17 protein-coding genes are annotated in these 21,922 nt (G+C 74.7%); 11 read left to right on the forward strand and 6 right to left on the reverse strand.

Annotation, left to right across the window (positions count from 1 at the left end):
* Positions 1-61: 61 nt before the first annotated feature.
* Together ACIQTO_RS29110 and ACIQTO_RS29115 are read left to right on the forward strand one after the other, a co-directional pair.
* Positions 62-430: a helix-turn-helix domain-containing protein gene (locus ACIQTO_RS29110; protein ID WP_402394047.1), complete on the forward strand. Its 369-nt coding sequence runs from the start codon at positions 62-64 to the stop codon at positions 428-430.
* Positions 431-484: 54 nt separating this feature from the next.
* Positions 485-766: a hypothetical protein gene (locus ACIQTO_RS29115; protein WP_402394050.1), complete on the forward strand. Its 282-nt coding sequence runs from the start codon at positions 485-487 to the stop codon at positions 764-766.
* A 112-nt stretch (positions 767-878) separates the two neighbouring features.
* Here the strand turns inward: ACIQTO_RS29115 and ACIQTO_RS29120 are convergent, their stop codons facing one another.
* A complete protein-coding gene (locus ACIQTO_RS29120) occupies positions 879-5,747 on the reverse strand; it encodes a DEAD/DEAH box helicase (RefSeq protein WP_402394053.1) in 4,869 nt (1,622 codons plus the stop codon).
* A 241-nt stretch (positions 5,748-5,988) separates the two neighbouring features.
* Here ACIQTO_RS29120 and ACIQTO_RS29125 point away from each other — a divergent pair, with 241 nt between their 5' ends.
* The 7 genes from ACIQTO_RS29125 to rny all read left to right on the forward strand — a co-directional run bounded on the left by ACIQTO_RS29125 (position 5,989) and on the right by rny (position 13,857).
* Positions 5,989-7,524, forward strand: a complete 1,536-nt coding sequence (locus ACIQTO_RS29125; protein ID WP_402394056.1) for a S8 family serine peptidase — start codon at positions 5,989-5,991, stop codon at positions 7,522-7,524.
* A gap of 80 nt (positions 7,525-7,604) precedes the next feature.
* Positions 7,605-8,210, forward strand: a complete 606-nt coding sequence (locus tag ACIQTO_RS29130; protein WP_402394059.1) for a GNAT family N-acetyltransferase — start codon at positions 7,605-7,607, stop codon at positions 8,208-8,210.
* A gap of 5 nt (positions 8,211-8,215) precedes the next feature.
* On the forward strand, positions 8,216-8,410 hold the full coding sequence (locus ACIQTO_RS29135) for a DUF3046 domain-containing protein (protein ID WP_380578816.1): 195 nt from the start codon (positions 8,216-8,218) through the stop codon (positions 8,408-8,410).
* A 32-nt stretch (positions 8,411-8,442) separates the two neighbouring features.
* Positions 8,443-9,831, forward strand: a complete 1,389-nt coding sequence (locus tag ACIQTO_RS29140) for an AI-2E family transporter (RefSeq protein ID WP_402394063.1) — start codon at positions 8,443-8,445, stop codon at positions 9,829-9,831.
* 200 nt (positions 9,832-10,031) lie between these two features.
* The gene (gene recA / locus ACIQTO_RS29145; RefSeq protein WP_402394066.1) at positions 10,032-11,162 is read left to right on the forward strand and encodes a recombinase RecA; all 1,131 of its coding nucleotides are present in this window, start codon (positions 10,032-10,034) and stop codon (positions 11,160-11,162) included.
* A 136-nt stretch (positions 11,163-11,298) separates the two neighbouring features.
* Positions 11,299-12,210 (forward strand): recombination regulator RecX, encoded by a 912-nt coding sequence (gene recX / locus ACIQTO_RS29150; RefSeq protein WP_402394069.1) that lies wholly within the window; start codon positions 11,299-11,301, stop codon positions 12,208-12,210.
* 192 nt (positions 12,211-12,402) lie between these two features.
* On the forward strand, positions 12,403-13,857 hold the full coding sequence (rny, locus tag ACIQTO_RS29155) for a ribonuclease Y (protein WP_402394072.1): 1,455 nt from the start codon (positions 12,403-12,405) through the stop codon (positions 13,855-13,857).
* On the opposite strand, the gene ACIQTO_RS29160 is transcribed toward rny, so the two are convergent.
* From ACIQTO_RS29160 to ACIQTO_RS29180, 5 genes are all read right to left on the reverse strand, one after another.
* Complete coding sequence (locus ACIQTO_RS29160) at positions 13,838-15,664, reverse strand: FAD-dependent monooxygenase (RefSeq protein ID WP_402394075.1); 1,827 nt, start codon at positions 15,662-15,664, stop codon at positions 13,838-13,840. The genes rny and ACIQTO_RS29160 overlap by 20 nt on opposite strands.
* Positions 15,665-15,810: 146 nt before the next feature.
* Positions 15,811-16,662 (reverse strand): amino acid ABC transporter permease, encoded by an 852-nt coding sequence (locus ACIQTO_RS29165; protein WP_402394078.1) that lies wholly within the window; start codon positions 16,660-16,662, stop codon positions 15,811-15,813.
* Positions 16,663-16,735: 73 nt separating this feature from the next.
* A complete protein-coding gene (locus ACIQTO_RS29170) occupies positions 16,736-17,386 on the reverse strand; it encodes an amino acid ABC transporter permease (RefSeq protein WP_402394081.1) in 651 nt (216 codons plus the stop codon).
* Between the two features lie 57 nt (positions 17,387-17,443).
* Entirely contained in the window at positions 17,444-18,352 is a 909-nt protein-coding gene (locus ACIQTO_RS29175; RefSeq protein ID WP_402394083.1) for a glutamate ABC transporter substrate-binding protein, read from the reverse strand.
* 142 nt (positions 18,353-18,494) lie between these two features.
* Positions 18,495-19,268, reverse strand: a complete 774-nt coding sequence (locus ACIQTO_RS29180; protein ID WP_402394086.1) for an amino acid ABC transporter ATP-binding protein — start codon at positions 19,266-19,268, stop codon at positions 18,495-18,497.
* Between the two features lie 383 nt (positions 19,269-19,651).
* Between ACIQTO_RS29180 and ACIQTO_RS29185 the strand changes: the two genes are divergently transcribed.
* Entirely contained in the window at positions 19,652-20,443 is a 792-nt protein-coding gene (locus ACIQTO_RS29185; protein WP_402394089.1) for a response regulator transcription factor, read from the forward strand.
* 6 nt (positions 20,444-20,449) lie between these two features.
* Positions 20,450-21,886 carry a sensor histidine kinase gene (locus ACIQTO_RS29190; protein WP_402394092.1) on the forward strand — a complete coding sequence of 479 codons (1,437 nt, stop codon included), beginning with the start codon at positions 20,450-20,452 and terminating at the stop codon, positions 21,884-21,886.
* The last annotated feature ends 36 nt before the right edge of the window (positions 21,887-21,922 follow it).

Below are 21,922 nucleotides of genomic sequence, written 5' to 3' on the forward strand. Positions count from 1 at the left end.
GGGCAAGGCGGTACGGTGGGGGCGTGACATCTCGATCCGCAGTCCGAGGAGGGAGGCACCGATGATCCTGCTCCGTCGCCTACTGGGCGATGTACTGCGTCGGCAGCGCCAGCGCCAGGGCCGCACACTTCGCGAGGTGTCGGCAGCAGCCAGGGTTTCGCTCGGTTACCTCTCCGAGGTCGAGCGGGGACAGAAGGAGGCCTCCTCGGAGCTGCTCTCCGCGATCTGCGACGCCCTCGACGTCCGGATGTCCGAGGTCATGCGCGAGGTCAGTGACGAACTGTCGCTCGCCGAACTTGCGGCGATGTCCAGCCTCTCCGAAGGTGAACTGCTGAGGCCGGTGCTCGAACCGGTACCGCTGCCCGCCCCCGGCGCCGACCGGGCGAACCTCTCGCCCAAGGCCGCCGCGATGGACGTGGTCGCCGCCTGACCCGGCCTCGACGCCCGGGCGCCTGGTGCCCGGGGCGAGCGAAGGAGGCCGGTCGTGCGGAAAGCAGCAACGGCGTTCACCGAGGCCCGAATACGGTCGGCACGGCTGGTGCCCCGGCCCGTGCGTCGGCTTCTGCCGCTCCTGGCGGGCGGTCTCGCCGGCTGGCTGGTACTCCGGGGGCAGCCCGCCGACGGGGTCGCGCTGGGGCTGCTCGCGGCCGGCGGGTGGGGGCTCGGCCTGATCCCGGTCCACGCCGACCGGTGGTCCACCGGGCCGGTCCGCCGCCGGACGGGTGAGGCGACGGCCCGGGTGGAGGCGGAGCCTCCGATCGGGTGACACGAGTGATGCGGTGCGAAGGCCGCGAGACGGGACTCCCGGCTCGCGGCCTTCGCCGTGTCCGGCGGTGGGTGGCCGTCGGGCCCGGTCGAAGGTCGTCGCCGGGCCCGGGTCAGGGCCGCAGCCGCAGGCCCCGCGGGGTGGCGTGGAAGCCGGCCTCCTCCAGGGCGTCGCCGAGTGCGGAGCCGAGTGCGGGCAGGCCGTTGGCCCGTTCGACGGTGACGGCGCCGAGGGCCCCCGCGCGGATCGCCGAGGCCAGCGCGGCCGTCGCCGCGGCGAGGGTGGCCTCGTCCTCGGGCCAGGCCAGCAGGGACTTGCCGCCCCGTTCGATGTAGAGGCTCAGCTCGCCGTCGACCAGGACCACCAGCGAGCCGGCCTTGCGCCCGGGCCGGTGCGCCCTGGCCTCCCTGGTCCCCTTGGACGTCTTGGCCGCCTCGGCCCCCTTGGCCGCGTCGGCCCCCTTGGCCGCGTCGGCTCCCTCGCCCGCGTCGGCCTCCGGGGCGCCCGGCGGCTCGGGCCAGGGCAGTGCCGCGCCGTAGGCGTTCGCCGGGTCGGCGGCGGCCAGCACCAGCACCTGCGGCGGCTCGGCCGCCGGCCCGGCCGGCCACTCGGCGGCCCGGGCCCGCTCCAGCCGCCCGTTGACGGACCGCAGCCGGTCCGCGGCGCCGTCCATGGCGAACTGGGCGCCGCCCAGACCCTCCACGAAGTACCCCCGGCGGGCCCGGCCGCGCTCCTCCATCGCGGCGAGCACCCGGTACACCCCGGCGAAGCCGCCCGGGACCCGTTCGGCCGCCACCGCGCCCCGGGTGAGCAGGCCGTGCCGGTCCAGCAGGTTCTGCGCCCGGGCGGTGGCCCGGACCGTCGGGTCGGCGTCGAAGGCGGGCAGCAGCGACCAGCGGCCGGCCACCGTCGGCGGCCCGCCGCGCAGGGCGCCGCCGGACCGGCCGAAGGCGCGGCCCGCCCCGCCGTAGCGCCCGCGCGGGGTGGCCCGGGGGGCCCGGTGGGCGGTGGCGCCGGCCGTCCGGCCGGAGCCGAGCAGGGCGCGCAGCGGGGCGAGCGTGTCGTTGCTGACGTACCCGGCCCAGACCAAGTCCCAGAGGGCCTCGACGAGCTCGGCCTCGGGGGTGTCGGGGAGCTGGGCGACGAGTTGGCGGAAGAAGAGCCCGTAGCCGCCGGCCAGTGACTCCAACAGCGCGGTGTGCACGGGCGTGACGGCGGGGGGGACGGGCTCCGGGCGCAGCAGGTGCGCGTTCTCGGCGAGGTGCAGGCCGATCCAGCCGTCCTTGCCGGGCAGGGCGCCGGCGCCGGCCCAGCCGATCTCGCCGGCTGCCATCAGCTCGTCCAGCAGGCCGGGGGAGTAGTCCGCGAGCCGGGCCGGGAGGATCAGCTTCTCCAGGGCGGAGGCGGGCAGGGCCGTCCCCTGGAGCTGCTCGACCACGCGGAGCAGGCCGTCGGGGCCGCGCAGCCGGTGGCCCGCCAGGTGCTGCCACTGCGGGAGGAAGGCGGCCAGCGCGCGCGGCGGGACGGCCTCGACCTCCTGGCGCAGGGCGGCCAGCGAGCGGCGGCGCAGCCGGCGCAGCACCTCGGCGTCGCACCACTCGACGGCGGCGAGGTGACCGTCGGCGGCGGCGCCGCGCGGTGCTTCGGAGGCCGGGTGACGGGCGTCGGGCGGCCGGAACTCGCCCTGGACCAGGCGGCCGGCGGCGGTGTGCCGCTGGAGGGTGCCGGCGACCACCGCGCTGCCCAGGCCGAAGCGGGCGGCGGCCTCGACGGCGGTGAACGGGCCGTGGGTGCGGGCGTACCGGGCGAGGAGATCGCCCAGAGGGTCCTTGACCGGCTCGGTGAAGGCCTCGGGGACGCCGACCGGCAGCGGGGTGCCCAGCGCGTCGCGCAGCCGGCCGGCGTCCTCGACGGCGGCCCAGCACTGCTCACCGGCGATCCGGACCGCGATCACCCGGCGGGCGGCTTCGAGCTCCAGGGCCCAGAGCGGTTCGGCGCCGCGGGCGGTCAGTTCGGCCTCGGTGAGCGGACCGAGCAGCCGCAGGGCGTCGGCGACGCCCTCGGCGTCCTTGATCCGGCGCTCGGGAGTGAGGCGCTGGAGCTCCGCCTCCAGCTCGGCGAGGACCCGCGGGTCGAGCAGCTCGCGCAACTCGGCCTGGCCGAGGAGCTCGGAGAGCAGCCGGGAGTCGAGCGCGAGGGCGGCGGCCCGGCGCTCGGCGAGCGGGGAATCGCCTTCGTAGAGGAACTGGGCGACGTAGCCGAAGAGCAGCGAACGGGCGAACGGGGAGGGCTCGGGCGTGGTGACCTCGACCAGGCGGACGGCCCGGGACTCCAGATCGCGCATCAGCTCGACCAGGCCGGGGACGTCGAAGACGTCCTGGAGGCACTCCCGGACGGCTTCCAGGACGATCGGGAACGAGCCGTACTCGGCGGCGACCTCCAGGAGCTGCGCGGAGCGCTGGCGTTGCTGCCAGAGCGGGGTCCGCCTGCCGGGGCTGCGCCGCGGGAGCAGCAGGGCGCGGCCGGCGCACTCGCGGAACCGGGAGGCGAACAGGGCGGAGCCGCCGACCTGGTCGGTGACGAGCTGTTCGATCTCGCCGGAGTCGAACAGCGCGGCGTCGGCGCCGACCGGGGCGTCGTCCGGTGCGGCCTGCTCCGGCGGGAAGTCGAGCAGGTCGGCGTCGGGCAGGCGGAGCACGATGCCGTCGTCGGCGTGCATGACCTGCGGATCCAGGCCGTGCTTCTCCCGCAGCCGGGCGCCGATCGCGAGGGCCCAGGGCGCGTGCACCTGGGCACCGAAGGGGGAGTGGATGACGATCCGCCAGTCGCCGAGCTCGTCGCGGAAGCGCTCGACCACGATGGTGCGGTCGTCCGGGAGGTGGCCGCAGGCGGCGCGCTGCTCCGCGAGGTAGTCGAGCAGGTTCCCGGCGGCCCAGTCGTCCAGGCCGGCCCGCCGGAGCCGGGCGGTGGCGGCCGCGGGCTCCAGGGCGCCGAGTTCGCGGGTGAACGCGCCGAGCGCGCGGCCGAGTTCGAGCGGGCGGCCGAGGGTGTCGCCCTTCCAGAACGGGAGCCGGCCGGGGACCCCGGGCGCGGGGGTGACCAGCACCTTGTCGTGGGTGATCTCCTCGATCCGCCAGGAGGTGGTGCCGAGGGTGAAGACGTCTCCGACGCGGGACTCGTAGACCATCTCCTCGTCCAGCTCTCCCACCCGGCGCCCGCCACCACCCTTCTTGGGAAGCGCGTCGCGCTGCCCCTCTTGTTGCCGCCCGCCACCACCCTTCCGGTCGGCCTTGGTGCCGGCCGCCTCGGAGCCGGCGATGAAGACGCCGAACAGGCCCCGGTCGGGGATCGTGCCGCCCGAGGTGACGGCGAGCCGCTGGGCGCCGGGGCGGCCGGTGACGGTGCCGGCCACCCGGTCCCAGACCAGGCGGGGGCGGAGCTCGGCGAAGGCGTCCGAGGGGTAGCGGCCGGCCAGCATGTCGAGGACGGCGTCGAAGGCGGACTGCGGCAGGGTGGCGAACGGCGCGGCCCGGCGGACCAGGGCGAGCAGGTCGTCCACCGGCCAGGTGTCCAGCGCCGTCATGGCGACGAGCTGCTGGGCGAGCACGTCCAGCGGGTTGCGCGGGATGCGCAGCGCCTCGATCCGGCCGGCCCGCATCCGCTCGGTGACCACGGCGGACTGCACCAGGTCCCCCCGGTACTTGGGGAAGAAGACACCGGTGGAGACGGCGCCGACCTGGTGTCCGGCCCGGCCGACCCGCTGGAGGCCGGAGGCGACCGAGGGCGGTGACTCGACCTGGACGACCAGCTCGACGGCGCCCATGTCGATGCCGAGCTCCAGACTGGAGGTGGCCACCACGGCGGGCAGCCGGCCGGCCTTCAGCTCTTCCTCGACCAGGGCGCGCTGCTCCTTGGAGACCGAGCCGTGGTGGGCCCGGGCGATGACCGGCGGGGCGCCCTTGGCGACGCCGGACTCGGCCATCAGCTGGGCGGGTGAGTGCGCCTCGGGTAGGGGTTCACCGGCGGCGCGCTCGTAGGCGATCTCGTTCAGCCGGTTGCAGAGGCGCTCGGCGAGCCGGCGGGAGTTGGCGAAGACGATCGTCGAGCGGTGGGCCTGGACGAGGTCGACGATCCGCTCCTCGACGTGCGGCCAGATCGAGGCGCCGCCGGTCGGGCGGTCGGTGTCCGCGCCGCCGGTGGCGGGGGCGGGCGGCAGGTCGTCCAGGTCGGGCACCGGGACGACCACCGTGAGGTCGAACCGCTTGTCGGTGGCGGGCTGCACGACGGTGGCGCCGCGCCGCGGGCTGAGGTAGCGGGCCACCTCCTCGACCGGCCGGACGGTGGCGGACAGGCCGATCCGGCGGGCCGGGCGCTCCAGCAGCTCGTCCAGCCGCTCCAGGGACAGCGCGAGGTGCGCGCCGCGTTTGGTGCCGGCCACGGCGTGCACTTCGTCCAGGATCACCGTGTCGATCCCGCGCAGCGACTCCCGGGCGGCGGAGGTGAGCAGCAGGAAGAGCGACTCGGGGGTGGTGATCAGGATGTCCGGCGGGTGGGTGGTGAAGCGGCGCCGGTCGGTGGCGGTGGTGTCGCCGGAGCGGATGCCGACCTGCACCTCGGGCTCGGGCAGGCCGAGCCGGACGGCGGCCTGGCGCAGGCCGGCCAGCGGGGCGCGGAGGTTCCGCTCGACGTCGACCGCGAGGGCCTTGAGCGGCGAGATGTAGAGGACCCGGCAACGGCGCTTCGGCTCCGCGGGGGGCGGGGTGCTGCTGAGGTGGTCCAGCGCGGAGAGGAAGGCGGCGAGCGTCTTGCCGGAGCCGGTGGGGGCCACCACCAGGACGTCCGTCCCCCGCGCGATGGCGTGCCAGGCCTCGGCCTGGGCGGTGGTGGGCGCGCGGAAGGCGCCCGTGAACCAGGCCCGGGTGGCCGGGGCGAATCCGGCCAGGGGGTCGGCGGGCGGCTGGGGCTGGGTCTGCGGCGCCATGCCCCCATGGTGCCGGGTGGCACTGACAACGGGCGGGTGGGTGGTGCCGGTCCGGCGCGCGCGGGCGGGGGCCGGGGGTGCGGGCCGGGCGGGAGGAGCGCCGCCCGGCCCGCTGGAAAGGCAGAAAGGATAATCCGCTCATATGGTGATAATTCAGACACCAGATCCTCCCGTGGCCCCGGACCCCCGGTGATCGCCGGACCTCCCGCGGCCACCGGGACCGACGAGCGGAGACCGTGCGATGGCGCAGGCGCACCCGGCCGGCAGCGGTCCCGCGCAGGTCCCCGCGCACCGTGCCCGCGGTCCGGTCCGGGCCCTGCTCGCGATGCTGCTCACCGCGCTGGTGGTCGGCGGCGCCGTCCCGTACGTGGCCGGGCCGGGCCGGGCGTACCTCAGCTACCTGGTGCTGGCCGAGCAGGAGGACGCGGCCGGCGCCGCCCGCGCCGGGGCCGAGGCGCGCGCCGCCGGCGGCGCGGTCGTCCAGGAGTACCCGCAGATCGGCGCCGTGCTGGCGTACGCGGCCGGCGGTTTCGCGGACAAGGTCCGGGCCCGGCCCGGGGTGGCCGCGGTGGGCGCCACCAGGACCACCCCGGTACCGAGCCCGCCCCGCCCGCTGGACGGCGCCGGGAACTTCGGCGCGGGGGCCGGCGGTGACCGGGCGGGCGCCGACGGCGCGGACGACGCCACCGCCACCGTGGCCGACCCGGGCGAGCGCGACGCCTGGAACCTCGCGATGCTCGGCGCGGGCGGCGGCCCGTCCGGCGACACCACGGCCAACCTGCTCCGCGGCCCCGCCGCGGCCCCGGGCGCGCCCTCCGCCGACGCGTTGCGCCGGGTGCTGGTCGCGGTGCTCGACTCGGGCGTCGACGACACCCATCCGGACCTGCGCGCCGCCGTCGACCCGAAGAGCTCCGCCTCCTGCGCGGACGGCCGCCCGGACGCCCGGACCGGCGCCTGGCGGCCCGACCCCGGGGTCGGCGAGAGCGGCCACGGAACGCACGTCGCCGGGATCGTCGGCGCCGCCCGGGACGGCCACGGCGTCAGCGGGGTCGCCCCGGGGGCCCGGATCGCCGCCGTCCGGCTGCTCGGCCCGCTGGGGCAGTACTACGCGGAGAACATCGTCTGCGGCATGCTCTGGGCGGCCGACCACGGCGCCAAGGCGATCAACAACAGCTACTTCGCCGACCCGTGGAAGTACAACTGCCCCGAGGACGCCGACCAGGCGGCCCTGACCGCCGCCGTCACCCGGGCCGTCGACTACGCCCGGCGCAAGGGCGCGGTGGTGGTGGCCTCGGCCGGCAACGACGGGCAGGACCTCGGGGCCGCCCGCACCGACGACCGCAGCCCCAACGACCGCGCCTCCGGTCCGGCCCGGACCCGCTACGTCGGCACCGAGTGCGTCCGGCTGCCCGGCGAACTGCCCGGCGTGGTCACGGTGACCGCCGTCAACCGGGACGGCCACCCCTCCGCCTACACCAACTACGGGCGCGGAAAGGTCTCGCTGGCCGCGCCCGGCGGGGACCCGGACGGCGGCCCCCAGGGCGCGGTCGTCTCCGACTGGCCCGACGGCCAGTACGCCGCGCTGGCCGGCACCTCGATGGCCGCGGCGCACGTCACCGGCGCGGTCGCGGTGGCCGCCGCGATCCACCCGGACTGGGGCTCGGACCGGCTCGCCGCACTGCTGGCCACCACCGCGGCCGCCGCCTGCCCGCCCGGCCCGTACGCCTGCGGCGACCGCCAGTACTACGGCGCGGGGACGCTGACGCTGCCGCGCTGAGCGGTCCGCGCCGGGTCGGCGGGTGCCGGGACGCCGGAAAACCCGGTGACGCGCGGCGCGTGGCGGGCGAGGATCGGGGGATGACCGTCCACCTCACCACCGAGCGCCTGGTACTGCGCCGCTTCACCACCGCCGACGTCGACCGCCTGGTGGAGCTGGACGGCGATCCCGAGGTGATGCGCTACCTCACCGGCGGCCGGGCCACCCCGCGCGAGGTGGTCGAGCGCGAGTTGCTGCCGCTCTACTTCGACCACTACCAGCGGTACCGCGGTCTCGGCTGGTGGGCCGCCGAGGACCGGGCCGGCGGGGACTTCCTGGGCTGGTTCGAGTTCCGCCCGACGGACCGGCCGGACGGCGGCGAGGTCGAGCTCGGCTACCGGCTGCGCCGGCCGGCCTGGGGGCACGGCTACGCCACCGAGGGCGCGCGGGCACTGATCCACCGGGGCTTCACCGAGCTCGGTGTGCGCCGCGTGGTGGCGTACACGATGGCGGCCAACGACGGGTCCCGGCGGGTGATGGAGAAGGCCGGCCTCCGCTACGTCCGGACTTTTCACGAGGACCACCCGGAGCCGATCCCCGGCACCGAGCTCGGGGAGGTCGAGTACGCCCTGGAGGCGGCCGGGTACGCGCCGGGGGCGGCCGGCCGGGAGTCCCGGAGCCCCTCCGGGGCCGGTCCGGGATACTGAGGGGCATGAGGCTGACCGAATTCTGGCGACGGATGCACGCGCACTTCGGAGAGGCGTACGCGGAGTCCTTCGCCACCGATCACGTGATGAGCGAGCTGGGCGGGCGGACGGTGCGGCAGGCACTGGACGCGGGCTGGGAGGCCAAGGACGTCTGGCGGGTGGTCTGCGAGAGCCAGGGCGTGTCCGCGCTGCTCCGCTGAAGCGGTGCCCGGTGCTCAGGGGGGCGTCGGGCATGGGACAGACTGTCCGGGTGACAAGCAGCGCAGAACCGCAGAATTCGGACAGGTCGGCGCAGGCCGCCGACGAGGCCGCGGGCTCGCGGCCCGAACACCGGAACGCATCCGACCGGACGCCCGCCGCCGACGCCGCCCCGGCCCCGGCCGACGGGCCCTGGGGGGCGGGCATGCCGCGCTGGCTGCCCCGGGCGATGGTGCTGGCGCTGGTCATGGTCGGGCTGTTCCAGCTCGCCGACTGGGCCTTCCACCAGCTCATCGACCTCTTCGTGATGCTGCTGGTCTCCTTCTTCCTCTCGCTCGCGCTGGAGCCGGCCGTCGACCGGATGGCGGCGCGCGGGGTGCGCCGGGGCGTCGGCACCTTCCTGGTGTTCGTGGCGGTGGCGGTCGCGGTGGCCGGATTCCTCGCCGCGCTCGGCACCCTGCTGGTCGACCAGGTGGCGAAGATCGCGGGGGACCTGCCGCACCTGCTCGACAACCTGATCAACTGGATCAACCGGACCTTCCATCAGGACCTCTCGCTGGACGAGCTGCAGAAGAAACTGCTCAAGGACTCCGGGGCGATCGAGAACTACGCCCAGCAGGCGGCCGACAACGTCTGGGGAGTCTCCTCGACCCTGATCGGCGGCCTCTTCCAGGCCTTCACGGTCGGCCTGTTCACCTTCTACTTCACCGCGGACGGCCCCCGGGTGCGGCGCACCGTCTGCTCGCTGCTGCCGCCCGCCAAGCAGGGCGAGGTGCTGCGGGCCTGGGAGATCGCGCTGGCCAAGACCGGCGGCTACCTCTACTCGCGGGCGCTGCTCGCCGTCGCCTCCGCGCTCGCGCACTGGGTGATGTTCGCGCTGCTGGACCTGCCGTACGCGGCGGCGCTGGCGGTCTGGGTCGGCGTCATGTCGCAGTTCGTGCCCACCATCGGGACGTATCTGGCCGGCGCGCTGCCGGTGCTGGTCGCGCTCACCGTGGAGCCGGTGGACGCGCTGTGGGTCCTGGTCTTCGTGGTCGTCTACCAGCAGATCGAGAACTACCTGCTGCACCCGCGGATCACCGCGAGGACGGTGGACGTGCACCCGGCGGTGGCCTTCGGCTCGGTGATCGCGGGCGCGGCGCTGCTCGGCGCGGTCGGCGCGCTGATCGCGATCCCGGCGGCCGCCACTCTGCAGGGCTTCGTCGGCACCTACGTGCGCCGGTACGAGGTGGCCACCGACCCGCGGATCGACCGGGGCGCCCAGCGGCGGGCCCGGCGGGAGCTGCGCCGGGAGGCGGCGCGCCGGCTGCGGCGGATGGTCGGCGCGGGTTCCGGCCAGGGCGGCGGCGCGGACCGGGACCGGGAGCAGGGCCGGCGTCGCGACCAGGGGCGGGGCGGGGGCGGCGGGGGCGGCGAGCGGTAGCCCGGACGGCCGTCGCCGGGCCGGCCGGACGGTGCCGGCCGGGCTGTGCGAAGGTGCGGGGCTTGAATCGAACAGATGTTCTTTGTACTCTCCGGCCAAGAGTTCTCCACAGGCCGAGCCCGGTCGGGGCCGATTGTCAGTGGGACGCGCTAGCGTCGAGGACGATGAAGCGCACAGCACAGAACCCGAGGGTGGAAGTCATGGCAGGTACGGACCGCGAGAAGGCCCTTGAGAACGCACTCGCCCAGATCGAGCGGCAGTTCGGCAAGGGCTCGGTGATGCGCCTGGGCGAGAAGGCCAACGAGCCGATCGAGGTGATCCCCACCGGATCCACCGCCCTGGACGTCGCCCTCGGCGTCGGTGGCATCCCGCGCGGCCGGGTGGTCGAGATCTACGGCCCCGAGTCCTCGGGCAAGACCACGCTGACTCTGCACCTGGCGGCCAACGCGCAGCGGGCCGGCGGAACCGTCGCGTTCGTCGACGCGGAGCACGCGCTCGACCCCGAGTACGCGAAGAAGCTCGGCGTGGACACCGATGCCCTGCTGGTCAGCCAGCCGGACACCGGTGAGCAGGCGCTGGAGATCACCGACATGCTGATCCGCTCCGGCGCGGTCGACCTGATCATCATCGACTCCGTCGCGGCGCTCGTCCCGCGCGCGGAGATCGAGGGCGAGATGGGCGACTCGCACGTCGGTCTGCAGGCCCGTCTGATGAGCCAGGCGCTGCGCAAGATCGCCGGTGCGCTGAACCAGTCGAACACCACCGCGGTGTTCATCAACCAGCTCCGCGAGAAGATCGGCGTGATGTTCGGCTCGCCGGAGACCACGACCGGTGGCCGCGCGCTGAAGTTCTACGCCTCCGTCCGGCTCGACATCCGCCGGATCGAGACCCTGAAGGACGGCACCGAGGCGGTCGGTAACCGCACCCGTGTGAAGGTCGTCAAGAACAAGGTGGCCGCGCCGTTCAAGCAGGCCGAGTTCGACATCCTCTACGGCGTGGGCATCAGCCGCGAGGGCGGCCTGATCGACATGGGTGTCGAGCACGGGTTCATCCGCAAGTCGGGCGCCTGGTACACCTACGAGGGCGACCAGCTCGGCCAGGGCAAGGAGAACGCCCGTAACTTCCTGCGGGACAACCCGCAGCTCGCCGACGAGATCGAGCTGAAGATCAAGACCAAGCTCGGCATCGGCCCGAAGACGGCTGAGCCGGCCGAGGGCGAGGCTCCGGCCGCCGACGCCGCCGCCGCTGCGGAGGGCGGGGTCAAGCCGATCACCGCGACCGCCACCAAGGCGGCCGCGGCGAAGAAGACGGCGGCGGCCGCCAAGGCCTGAACCGTTGACGCAGCGCGACAGGGTGGTGGGCGGCGGCCCGGCGGGCCCGGCTGACGACGACTACGGCCCGCCGGACTGGTTCGCCGCAGTGGCGGAGCCGGAGCCTGTGCCGGAGCCGGGTTCTAAGCGGCGCCGGATGCCTGGTCGCTCCGGCGGAGGTTCCGGCAGCGCGGGCGGTCCGGACCTACCGGGCGACGGCGGGCTCGACCTGGTGCCCGCCTCCGAGTTGCCCACGGGGCGGCGCCGACGGCGTTCGGCGCTGGTGGACGAGGCGACCTCCGGCCACCCGGCCGGGGGAGGGGCGGCCGGTCACGGGGGTGTGGCCGCCCCAGCCTCCTTGGCCGACCGGGCGGGTGCGGCCGGGTCGGCCGGGCCGGCGGTATCACCCGACGGGGCCGACCCGCTCGCGGACGGCCGGCGCACCGGCCGGGGCGCGGGCGCTCGGCACACCCGGACGCGTGCGCGGGAGCGCGCCGAGGACGAAGGGCGCACGGGCGCCCGGGCGGCGAAGGCCGAGGAGCCGCTCGACCCGGAGGCCCGGGCGCGGGACATCTGCCTGCGGCTGCTCACCGGCGCCGCCAAGACCCGCAAGCAGCTGGCCGACGCGTTGCGCAGGCGGGAGATCCCCGACGAGGTCGCCGACGGGGTGCTGACCCGCTTGGAGGAGGTCGGGCTGATCGACGACGCGGCCTTCGCGCTGGCCTGGGTGGAATCCCGGCACGCCGTGCGCGGCCTCTCCCGGCGGGCGCTGGCCCAGGAGTTGCGGACCAAGGGAGTGGCCGGCGAGCTGGTCGAGCAGGCCGTCGCGCAGCTGGACTACGACGACGAGACCGAGGCGGCCCGGGCCCTGGTCGAACGCAAGCTGCGGGCGACCAGGGGAGTGGAGCGGCAGGCCCGGACGCGCCGGTTGGTCGGCGTGCTGGCCCGGCGCGGCTACTCCGAGGGGCTGGCCTTCCGGGTGGTCCGGGAGGCCTTGGACGCGGAAGCGGTCGACGCCGGTCCGGATGGAGAGGACGTGGACGGAGGATCCGCTTCCGGGTGGGAATGACGGCCCTCCGGTGTGGGTGTTGGCCAACTGCCAGGCCAGTCTTGACCGTTTCGTAACCTGCGCTTAGCCTCGCACTCAGTGCGGGAGCGCGTCGATCACTCCCCGGCCCGCCTCGGGCAGGCATGCCCGGGCCCGGCCGCGGTTGGTCCCGGGCCGCGCGCCGCGTGCCGCGCAGGACGGGGAGTGGGCAGGATGAGGATCGCGCTGAGCGCCGGACCGGTCGTCCCCCTGCTGTCGGCGGTGGTGTTGGTCGTCGTCGTGGCGGTGGCCTGGCTGACGGCCGGGCGCCTGCGGAGCGCGCAGCGGCGGGCCGCGGCCGAGACCGAGCGGGCCCGGCGCCGGGCCGAGGAGCAGTCCGCCCGGATGCGGGCCGAACTCGACCGGCGTGAGGAGCGGTTGACCGAGGAGCTGCGCCGCCTCCGGGCCCGCGAGGGTGAACTCGACGACCGGTCGACCGCGTTGGCGCGGTCCCGGGTCGAGGTGGACGAGCTGGTGCGGCGCCGGGCGGCGGAGCTGGAGCGGGCCGCGGGACTCTCGGCCTCCGAGGCCCGTGCCCAACTCGTCCGGGAGGCCGAGGCCGAGGCACGGCGGGAGTCGGCCGTCGTCGTCCGGGAGATCGAGCGGGCGGCCAAGGAGGAGGGCGAACAGCGGGCCCGGGAGATCGTCGCCGGGGCGATCCAGCGCCTGGCGAGCGAGCAGACCGCCGAGACGGCGGTGTCGGTCTTCCGGCTGCCGAACGAGGAGATGAAGGGGCGGATCATCGGCCGGGAGGGCCGCAACATCCGTACCTTCGAGGCGGTCACCGGCGTCAATCTGATCATCGACGACACACCGGCCTCGGTGCAGCTGTCCTGCTTCGACCCGGTCCGCCGGGAGACCGCCCGGCTCACGCTGGAGCACTTGGTCGAGGACGGCCGGATCCACCCGGTGCGGATCGAGGACGTCCACGAGCGCAGCCGGGCGGAGGTCGAGCGGCGCTGCGTCCGGGCGGGTGAGGACGCGCTGCTGTCGGCCAGGGTCGGTGGGATGCATCCCGAGCTGGTGCGCACCCTGGGCACCTTGCGCTACCGGGCCTCGTACGGGCAGAACGTGCTCGGACACCTGGTGGAGTCGGCCCATCTGGCCGGGATGATGGCCGCCGAGCTCGGGGTGGACCCGGAGCCGGTGCGCCGTTCGGCCCTGCTGCACGACATCGGCAAGGCGATGACGCACGAGGTCGAGGGGAGTCACGCGGCGATCGGGGCGGACTTCGCCCGCCGTCACGGCGAGTCGGCCGAGGTCGTGCACGCGATCGCGGCGCACCACGGCGAGGTGGAGCCGAGGACGGTCGAGGCGGTGCTGACCCAGGCGGCCGACGCCTGTTCGGGCGGCCGTCCGGGGGCGCGCAAGGAGTCGCTGGAGGTCTACGTCCGCCGGCTGGAGCGGCTGGAGGAGATCGCCCGGGCGCACGACGGGGTGGCCAAGGTGTACGCGATGCAGGCCGGCCGGGAGGTGCGGGTGATGGTGCGGCCGGAGGTGGTGGACGACCTCGGGGCGCAGGTGATCGCCCGCGAGGTCGCCAAGCAGGTGGCGGAGGAGCTGACCTATCCGGGCCAGATCCGGGTCACGGTGGTGCGGGAGAGCCGGGTCACCGAGGTGGCCCGCTAGGCGAGTCCGCCGGGTGCGCGGTCGCGCCGGAGACCGGCCTGGGCGCGGTCCCGGTGGCCGGCCGGGTGGCTGCGCCGGGAGCGGGAGCGGCGCCGGGACCAGGGCCGGGATCGGGAGTACCGGGTTCGGGGTCGGGCTCGGCGGTGCCGGTCAGCGGCGGCGGCCCGCCCCGGGCGCGGTCGGCCAGCGCCTGGAGGTCCTCGGCCGCGGCGCCCTGGGTGACCCCGACCAGGTGGCCGTCCGGCCGGATCAGCAGCACGGTGTGCGGCCCGGCCCCCGGGTACTCCTCGGCGACCAGCACCTCGGCCGGCACCGGCAGGGCGGCGGCGACCTCGGCCAGCCGCGGCATCAGGCCGGCGCCGAGCCAGTGTTCGGCGGACCAGACGGTGGTACCGGGGGCGACCAGCACCAGCAGGAAGGCGGCGCCGAGCCGGGCGTGCAACCGGTCCGGGGTGCCGTCGGTGGTGAGGACCGGGAGGTCCGGGACGAGCACGCCGGGCGCGGTGGCGGGCAGCAGTTCGCTGAGCGAGGTGGCGCCGCGCTGGCCGCGCTGCACCGGGACCCGCCCGGGGACGCCGCTGGGGGCCGCCGGATAGGCGGGAGCCCCGCCGAAGCGGCCGGTGCCGAGCTGGCCGTCGGCGAGCAGCGGGGCGTGCTTGCGGAACGAGCCGGAGAGCAGTGAGCGCCGGGTGGCCTGCCACCCGCGCAGCGGGCGCAGCAGCGGCATGGCCTGGTCGACGGCGCGCAGCCGGGCGCCGACCGCGCCGCGCCGCTCGGCCTCGTACCCGTCGAGCAGCGAGCCGCCGGGCTGGGGGCCGCCGGTGTGAAGGTGCCAGGCGAGGGCGAGCCGCCAGGCGAGGTTGTCGGCGTCCCGCAGGCCGTCGGCGAGGTTCTGCATGCCGAGGGCGCCGTGCAGGTGGGCGGCGTCGCCGGCGAGGAAGCAGCGGCCGCTGCGGAAGCGGGCGGCGAGGCGCTGCTGGGCGGTGTGGTCGGCGGCGGCGAGCAGCTCGTACCGGGGGAGTTCGCCGCACCAGCCCGTGAGGGCCGAGGTGACCCGGGTGAGCAGGGTGTCGCCGGTGACGATGCCGGGCCAGGTGGCGTGCGGGTCGACCTGCTCGGTGGGGGCCGGCCGGCCGGGGGGCAGCCGCCAGTCGAGGCGCCAGACGCCGTCCGGCAGCGGGCGGGCGGAGGCCTCGCGGTCGCCGCGCCACGGCGGCTCGCGGTGCAGCCGGGCCTCGGTGAAGGGGAGGTCGACCCGGACGGTGGCGATGGCGTTGCGGTCCACGGCCGGCCGCCCGGGGAAGCGGATCTTCAGCAGTTTCCGGACGGCGGAGCGGGCGCCGTCGCAGCCGACCAGGTGGCTGCCGCGCCACCAGGTCTCGGTGCCGTCCTGCGGGTTGCGGGTGCGGACGCTGACGCCGTCGCGGTCCTGGGTGAGTTCGGTGACGCGGTTCAGCGGGACGAGTCGCACCAGCGGGGTGCCGGTCAGGGCGTCGCGCAGGCCGCGCTGGAGGCGGTGCTGGGGCAGGTGGAGGACGGGGGCGTCGGCCAGGTCGATCCGCAGCACCTCCTGGCGGCGGCGCCAGATGGTGAAGGCCTCCCACCGGGCGGCGTCCGAGACGGCCCGGGGGTAGCCGATCCGGGTCAGGAAGGCGGCGGTGTCGGCGCCGAGGACGACGCTGCGCGGGCCCTCGGGGCAGAGCCCGGAGCCCTCGTCCAGGACGACGGTCGGCACCTCGTGCCGGGCGAGGGCGAGGGCCAGGGCCAGACCGACCGGTCCGGCCCCGACCACGATCACCGGGTCCATGCCGGGCCCTCCGGGCCGCGGCCGGCCTGCCGGGTGGAGCCGCAGACCTCCGGGGCCGGGCAGGCCGACGAGGGGGCGTCATATGCCGCGAGGATGGTCCCGGATGGTGTCACGAAGAGCAATGCAACAGTTCGCCTGCGTGTCCGTCAAGCAGCAGCTGATGTGCGCCGGTTCGCGCCGCGGCGGCCGCGTGCCTCGATCCACCGGGCGAGCGCGGTGAGCAGCAGGCACAACACGATGTAGATGGGCCCGATCACCAGGACCACCGGGATGTAGGGGAAGCCCGCGGCGTTGATCGGCTGACTGGCGATCGCCTTACCGACGAACAGCAGCTCATGGTAGGTGATGATGAAGCCCAGCGAGGTGTCCTTGAGGGTGACGACCAGCTGGCCGATCATCGAGGGCAGCATCGAACGGACCGCCTGCGGCACCAGGATGGTGGTCATCACCTGGGTCTTGCGCAGGCCGAGCGCGAACGCGGCCTCACCCTGTCCGCGCGGTACGGCGTTGACGCCGCTGCGGATGATCTCCGCCTGCACGGACCCGTTGTAGAGGGTGAGCCCGAGCACCAGGGCCCACATCGGGTTCTTGGCGAAGAAGGCGTAGTAGAGCGCGACGATCAGGATGAGCAGCGGCATCGCCCGGAAGAACTGGACGAAGGAGACGGCCGCCCAGCGCACCGGCTTGTGGTCGGAGAGCTGCCCGGCCGCCAGCAGGGCGCCGAGGCCCAGCGAGAAGACCGCGGCCAGCCCGAAGGCCTCCAGGGTGGCCAGCAGCCCGTCGACGATCCGCTGCTGGATGTTGGTGTACTGGAAGGCGTCCCAGAGCTCGGCGTCGAACTGGCCGTTGGAGGCCAGGCTGGCGATCGCGTACCAGAGCAGGCCGGCGATCGCGAGCAGCGACAGCACGCCGAACAGCCGGTAGCGTGCGCGGGCGCGCGGGCCGGGGGCGTCGTAGAGGACGCTGGCCGTGGAGGAGCGGGTGAAGAGGGAGTTCATGCGCCCGCCTCGCTTCGCTCGGTGGTGGCCTGCGCCAGCGCGCGGCTGTCCATGATTCGTTCGCTTCGCTCTCTCATCGGGCCACCGCCAGTCGGTCTTCCAGGAAGCGGAACAGCAGGGCGACGACGGCGCTGATCACCAGATAGGCGCAGGCCACCCAGAAGAAGATCGCGAAGATCGAGTAGCCGTCCTCGGAGAAACCCTGCTGGACGCTGTACAGCTCGCTGACGCTGAAGGCGCCGGCGATCGCCGAGTTCCTCGGCAGGGCGATGAAGACGCTGCTCATCGGCGCCAGCACCGTCCTGGCCGCCTGCGGCAGGACGATCGAGGTGAGGGTCTGGCCGAAGGTCATGCCCAGGCTGCGGGCGGCCTCGGCCTGGCCGAGCGGGACGGTGTTGATGCCCGAGCGCAGCACCTCGCAGACGAACGACGCGGTGTAGCTGCCGAGCGCCAGCACCGCGAAGGTGAGGTGGCTGAAGTGCACGCCGAGCGGCGGGAGCCCGAACGTCACGGCGAAGAACAGCACGGTCAGCGGGGTGTTGCGGAAGATCGTCACCCAGCCGGTGCCGAAGCCGCGCAGCGCCGGTATGGGGGAGACCCGGAAGGCCGCCAGCAGGGTGCCCAGCAGCAGGGCGAGCAGCGCGCTGAGCGCGCTCAGCTCGATCGTCTGCAGGAAGCCGTCGCGGAACAGCGCGAAGTTGCCGTCCTCGAACAGGAAACCCATCCGGCGGCCCTCCTCTCAGGGTTGGTCAGAGTCGGTCAGCAGGGGTCGGCCGGGGGATCAGTACCGCTCCAGGGCCGGCGGCTGCGGGGCCGGGGCGCCGGAGAGGCCGAGGGTGGCGTCGTACGCCTTCTTCCAGTCGCCGTTGTCCTGGTGGGCCTTCAGGGCGTCGCTGATGGCGCCGCGCAGCGCCGCGTCGTCCTTGTTCAGGCCGACGCCGTAGTTCTCCTTGGTGAACGGCTTGCCGACCACCTTGAGCTTGCCCGTGTACTTGGAGGCGTAGCCCTTGAGGATGGCGTCGTCGGTGGTGACGGCGTCGACCTCGCCGGACATCAGCTTCTCGACGCAGGCCGAGTAGGTGTCGAACTGGGTGATCTTCGGCGAGTACTGCTGGATGTTCTTGATCGAGGTGGAGCCGGTGGCGGTGCAGATGTTCTTGCCGTTCACCGACTCCGGGCCGGTGATCGAGGTGTTGTCCGCCTTCACCAGGAAGTCCTGGCCGGCGATGAAGTACGGGCCGGCGAAGGAGACCGTCTTCTTGCGCTCGTCGTTGATGCTGTAGGTGCCGACGTAGAAGTCGATCTGGCCCTTGGAGATCGCGGGCTCGCGCTGCGAGGAGACCAGGGTCTGCCACTTGATCTGCTGCGGGGTGAAGCCGAGGTCCGCGGCGATCATCTTGGCGATCTCGATGTCGAAGCCGCTGCGGTCGCCGCTGGCGAGGTCCTCGAAGCCGAGGAACGGCTGGTCGGACTTGGCGCCGATGATCAGCTGACCGCGCTTCTTGGCCTCGGTGAAGATCGCCGAGTCCACCTTCGCGTCGGTCTTGACGGTGTAGGTGGGGAGCTTGGGGGCGCTGCTGCCGCCGGCGGCGGTGGCGGCGTCGCCGGGCGTGCCGTCCTTGCCACAGGCGGCAGTGGCGGTGAGCGCGATGGCACAGAGCGCGACGGCGAAGGTGCGACGAGTCCTCATGAGGGTGCTTCTCCTCGGGGCTGGGCCACGGTTCAACCGGGCTCTGGCGGCAGGAAGGTGGCCGGGCGGACCGGAGCGGCGGCGGCGTTCTCGCCGTCGCCGACCGGTGGTCCGCCCGGGAAAGTCGGGGAGGGCGGGACGGTCAGTGGTGCAGGATCTTCGAGAGGAAGTCCTTCGCGCGGTCGCTGCGCGGCGCGGTGAAGAAGGCCTCGGGGGTGTTCTGCTCGACGATCCGGCCGTCCGCCATGAACAGCACGCGGTTGGCGGCGGAGCGGGCGAAGCCCATCTCGTGGGTGACGACGACCATCGTCATGCCGTCGGCGGCCAGTTGGCGCATGACCTCCAGCACCTCGTTGATCATCTCCGGGTCGAGCGCCGAGGTGGGCTCGTCGAAGAGCATCACCTTCGGGTTCATCGCCAGCGCCCGGGCGATCGCGACGCGCTGCTGCTGGCCGCCGGAGAGCTGGGCCGGGAACTTCGCCGCCTGCGCGCCGACGCCCACCCGGTCCAGCAGCTCCTGGGCGGTCCGCACCGCCTGGTCGCGGGCGATCCCGCGCACCTTGACCTGGCCGAGCACCACGTTCTCCAGCACGGTCTTGTGCGCGAAGAGGTTGAAGCTCTGGAACACCATGCCGACCTCGGCCCGGAGCCGGGCCAGCTCGCGGCCCTCGGCGGGCAGCGGCCGGCCGTCGATGGTGATCGTGCCGGAGTCGATGGTCTCCAGCCGGTTGATCGTCCGGCAGAGCGTGGACTTGCCCGAGCCGGAGGGGCCGATCAGCACCACCACCTCGCCCTGGGCGATCTCCAGATCGATGTCCTGGAGGACGTGCAGTGCGCCGAAGTGCTTGTTCACTCCGCGCAGCGCCACCAGCGGAGCGGTCGCGGCGCTGGAGTCCTTGATCAGGCTCTCGGTCATCGCGCCTGCTCCTCGTGTCGGCCCGGGATACGAACTCCCTTGGGCGGCAGTGATGGTAGGAACCGGGGGCCTCGGCCGGCGGAGCCTCGGCCCCCGGTGGGGTGACCATAGGAGCCATGACGATGTCACGTCAGCCGATCTGAGCGGAACTTGAGGATCACGATCCGGCCACACGCCGCGCAAGCGCCGTTCACACCGGGAAATCAGGGGCACCGTGACAGCGGGCACCCGGTCCGCCGCGCGCCGTCCCCGGAGGTCCCGGGGCGTGGCCGACCCTGGCGTCCGGCGCCGCGCTGGCCCATACTGCGCAGAACCGGGACCTGCCCGGTGGGGCCCGTGAACATCACGCGACACCCCGGGGAACGTCGGGGGGAGGAGGAACGATGCGACTGCTGCTCGTCGAGGACGACGAACGTGTGGCCGCCGCGCTGGTCGCGGTCCTGGGCCGGCACGGCTTCCAGGTCCGGCACGCCCGCAGCGGGCACGAGGCGCTCGACGCGCTGGTGCCGGACGGCAACGACCCGTACCGGGTGGTCCTGCTCGACCTCGGCCTGCCCGACCGCGACGGTTTCGAGGTCTGCAGCCGGATCCGGGCCGGCAGCGGCGTGCCCGTGATCATGGTGACCGCGCGCGCCGACATCCGCTCCCGGATCCACGGCCTCAACCTCGGCGCCGACGACTACGTCACCAAGCCCTACGACATGGGCGAGCTGCTCGCCCGGATCCACGCCGTGGCCCGGCGCGGTGCCGCGCCCGCCGCCGTCGCGGCCCCCGCGCCCGACGTCGTGCCGCAGCAGCGCGGGCCGCTGGACTCCCGCGGCATCCGGATCGACCGCGAGCGCCGCCGGGTCAGCGTGGACGGCCGGGACGTCCCGCTCACCCGCAAGGAGTTCGACCTGCTGGCGCTGCTCGCGCAGAGCCCCGGCGTGGTCTACCGCCGCGAGCAGATCTTCAGCGAGGTCTGGCGCAGCGGCTGGGAGGGCAACGGCCGCACCCTGGAGGTGCACATCGGCTCGCTGCGCACCAAGCTCGCCCTGCCCGGACTGGTCGAGGCCGTCCGGGGCGTCGGCTACCGGCTGATCCCCGAGTGCCCGACCGCCGATCCCGCTGCCGCGCCGGCCGCGGCCGCCGCTCCGGCCGCCGCGGAGGCTCCCCAGGCCCGCGCGGAGCACTGACCGCACGTGCGTACCCGCCTGCTCGGCATTCTGCTCGCCCTGATGCTCTGCGTACTGGCCGCCCTCGGGCTGCCGCTGGCCGCGGCGGTCGCGGCAGCCGAGCAGAGCCGGGTGGTGGTCGACCGGCTCGACGACGCGGCCCGGTTCGCCCAGGACCTGCCCACCTCCGGCGTCTCCGGGATGGAGTCGGCCGTCAAGGGCGATCCGCAGCCCGCCCCCGGCGACCTCAGCCGCCGGCACGCGCTGGACGCCGAGGTGGCGCGCTACCACGGCCTCTACGGCGTGCGGCTCGGCATCTTCCAGCGCGACGGTCTGCCGATCGCCACCGCCCCCGAGAACTGGCGGGTGCCCGCCGGGGGCTGGGGCGAGCAGGCCTTCCAGGAGGCGCTGGACGGACGGCGCAGCCACAACCCGCCGCAGGTCTGGCCGTGGACCGCCGACCGGACCCTGACCGTCGCGACCCCGGTGGTCCGCGACGGCGACGTGGTCGCGGTGGTGCTCAGCGAGTCCCCGACCGGCGGGATGCGCACCCGGGTCCTGCACCGCTGGCTGGTGATCGGGGCCGGAGAGGCCGCCGCGATGATCGTCGCGGTGCTGCTGGCCGTCCGGCTCACCGAATGGGTGCTGCGCCCCGTCCGGACCCTGGACCGGGCCACCCATGACATCGCCACCGGGCGGATGAACGCCCGGGTGGCCCCCGGCGGCGGGCCGCCCGAGCTGCAGCGACTGGCCCGCTCGTTCAACGACATGGCCGACCACGTGGTGCTCGCCCTGGACCAGCAGAAGGCCTTCGTCGCGGACGCCTCGCACCAGCTGCGCAACCCGCTGGCGGCGCTGCTGCTGCGGGTCGAGCTGCTGGGCCTGGAACTGCCCGAGGGGCACGACGAGGAGCTCGGCGGCGTCCGGGAGGAGGGCGTCCGGCTGGCCCGGGTGCTGGACGACCTGCTGGGGCTGGCCACCGCCGAGCACGCCCGCCCCGAACCGGAGCCGACCGACCTCGCCGCGCTCACCCTGGCCCGGGCGGACGCCTGGCGGCCGGTGGCCCGGCAGCGCGGGATCGAGCTCGGCTGGGAGGGCCCGGCACTCGCGCTCGGCATGGCCGACCCGATCGGCTTCGGCAGCGCGCTGGACGCGGTGCTCGACAACGCGCTCAAGTTCGGCCCGGCCGGCAGCCGGGTGCGGCTGCTGGTCGCGGTGCGGCGCGAGGAGGTCGCGGTGACCGTCTCGGACGCCGGGCCCGGCCTCACGGAGGAGGAGCTGGCCCGGGCCGGGGACCGGTTCTGGCGCAGTGCGCGGCACCAGAACGTGGACGGCTCGGGCCTCGGGCTCTCGATCGCCCGCACGCTGCTGCTGGCCGCCGGCGGCTCGCTCACCTTCGCCCCGGTGCGGCCGACCGGCCTCGCGGTGACGCTGGCGGTGCCGCGGGCGGGGAAGAAGCTCTGAGGCGGTCCGGCCGGCTCCGTGCCGCAGGCCTCGGGG

The organism is Kitasatospora sp. NPDC091207, assembly GCF_044768625.1.
Classification (GTDB): Bacteria; Actinomycetota; Actinomycetes; order Streptomycetales; family Streptomycetaceae; genus Kitasatospora.

Coding starts and splice junctions, on each gene's coding strand:
- ACIQTO_RS29110 (WP_402394047.1), top strand. CDS start 62: ATGATCCTGCTCCGTCGCCTACTGGGCGATGTACTGCGTCGGCAGCGC.
- ACIQTO_RS29120 (WP_402394053.1), bottom strand. CDS start 5,747: ATGGCGCCGCAGACCCAGCCCCAGCCGCCCGCCGACCCCCTGGCCGGA.
- ACIQTO_RS29125 (WP_402394056.1), top strand. CDS start 5,989: ATGGCGCAGGCGCACCCGGCCGGCAGCGGTCCCGCGCAGGTCCCCGCG.
- ACIQTO_RS29130 (WP_402394059.1), top strand. CDS start 7,605: ATGACCGTCCACCTCACCACCGAGCGCCTGGTACTGCGCCGCTTCACC.
- ACIQTO_RS29135 (WP_380578816.1), top strand. CDS start 8,216: ATGAGGCTGACCGAATTCTGGCGACGGATGCACGCGCACTTCGGAGAG.
- ACIQTO_RS29140 (WP_402394063.1), top strand. CDS start 8,443: ATGGGACAGACTGTCCGGGTGACAAGCAGCGCAGAACCGCAGAATTCG.
- recA (WP_402394066.1), top strand. CDS start 10,032: ATGGCAGGTACGGACCGCGAGAAGGCCCTTGAGAACGCACTCGCCCAG.
- recX (WP_402394069.1), top strand. CDS start 11,299: ATGCCTGGTCGCTCCGGCGGAGGTTCCGGCAGCGCGGGCGGTCCGGAC.
- rny (WP_402394072.1), top strand. CDS start 12,403: ATGAGGATCGCGCTGAGCGCCGGACCGGTCGTCCCCCTGCTGTCGGCG.
- ACIQTO_RS29160 (WP_402394075.1), bottom strand. CDS start 15,664: ATGGACCCGGTGATCGTGGTCGGGGCCGGACCGGTCGGTCTGGCCCTG.
- ACIQTO_RS29165 (WP_402394078.1), bottom strand. CDS start 16,662: ATGAACTCCCTCTTCACCCGCTCCTCCACGGCCAGCGTCCTCTACGAC.
- ACIQTO_RS29170 (WP_402394081.1), bottom strand. CDS start 17,386: ATGGGTTTCCTGTTCGAGGACGGCAACTTCGCGCTGTTCCGCGACGGC.
- ACIQTO_RS29175 (WP_402394083.1), bottom strand. CDS start 18,352: ATGAGGACTCGTCGCACCTTCGCCGTCGCGCTCTGTGCCATCGCGCTC.
- ACIQTO_RS29180 (WP_402394086.1), bottom strand. CDS start 19,268: ATGACCGAGAGCCTGATCAAGGACTCCAGCGCCGCGACCGCTCCGCTG.
- ACIQTO_RS29185 (WP_402394089.1), top strand. CDS start 19,652: ATGCGACTGCTGCTCGTCGAGGACGACGAACGTGTGGCCGCCGCGCTG.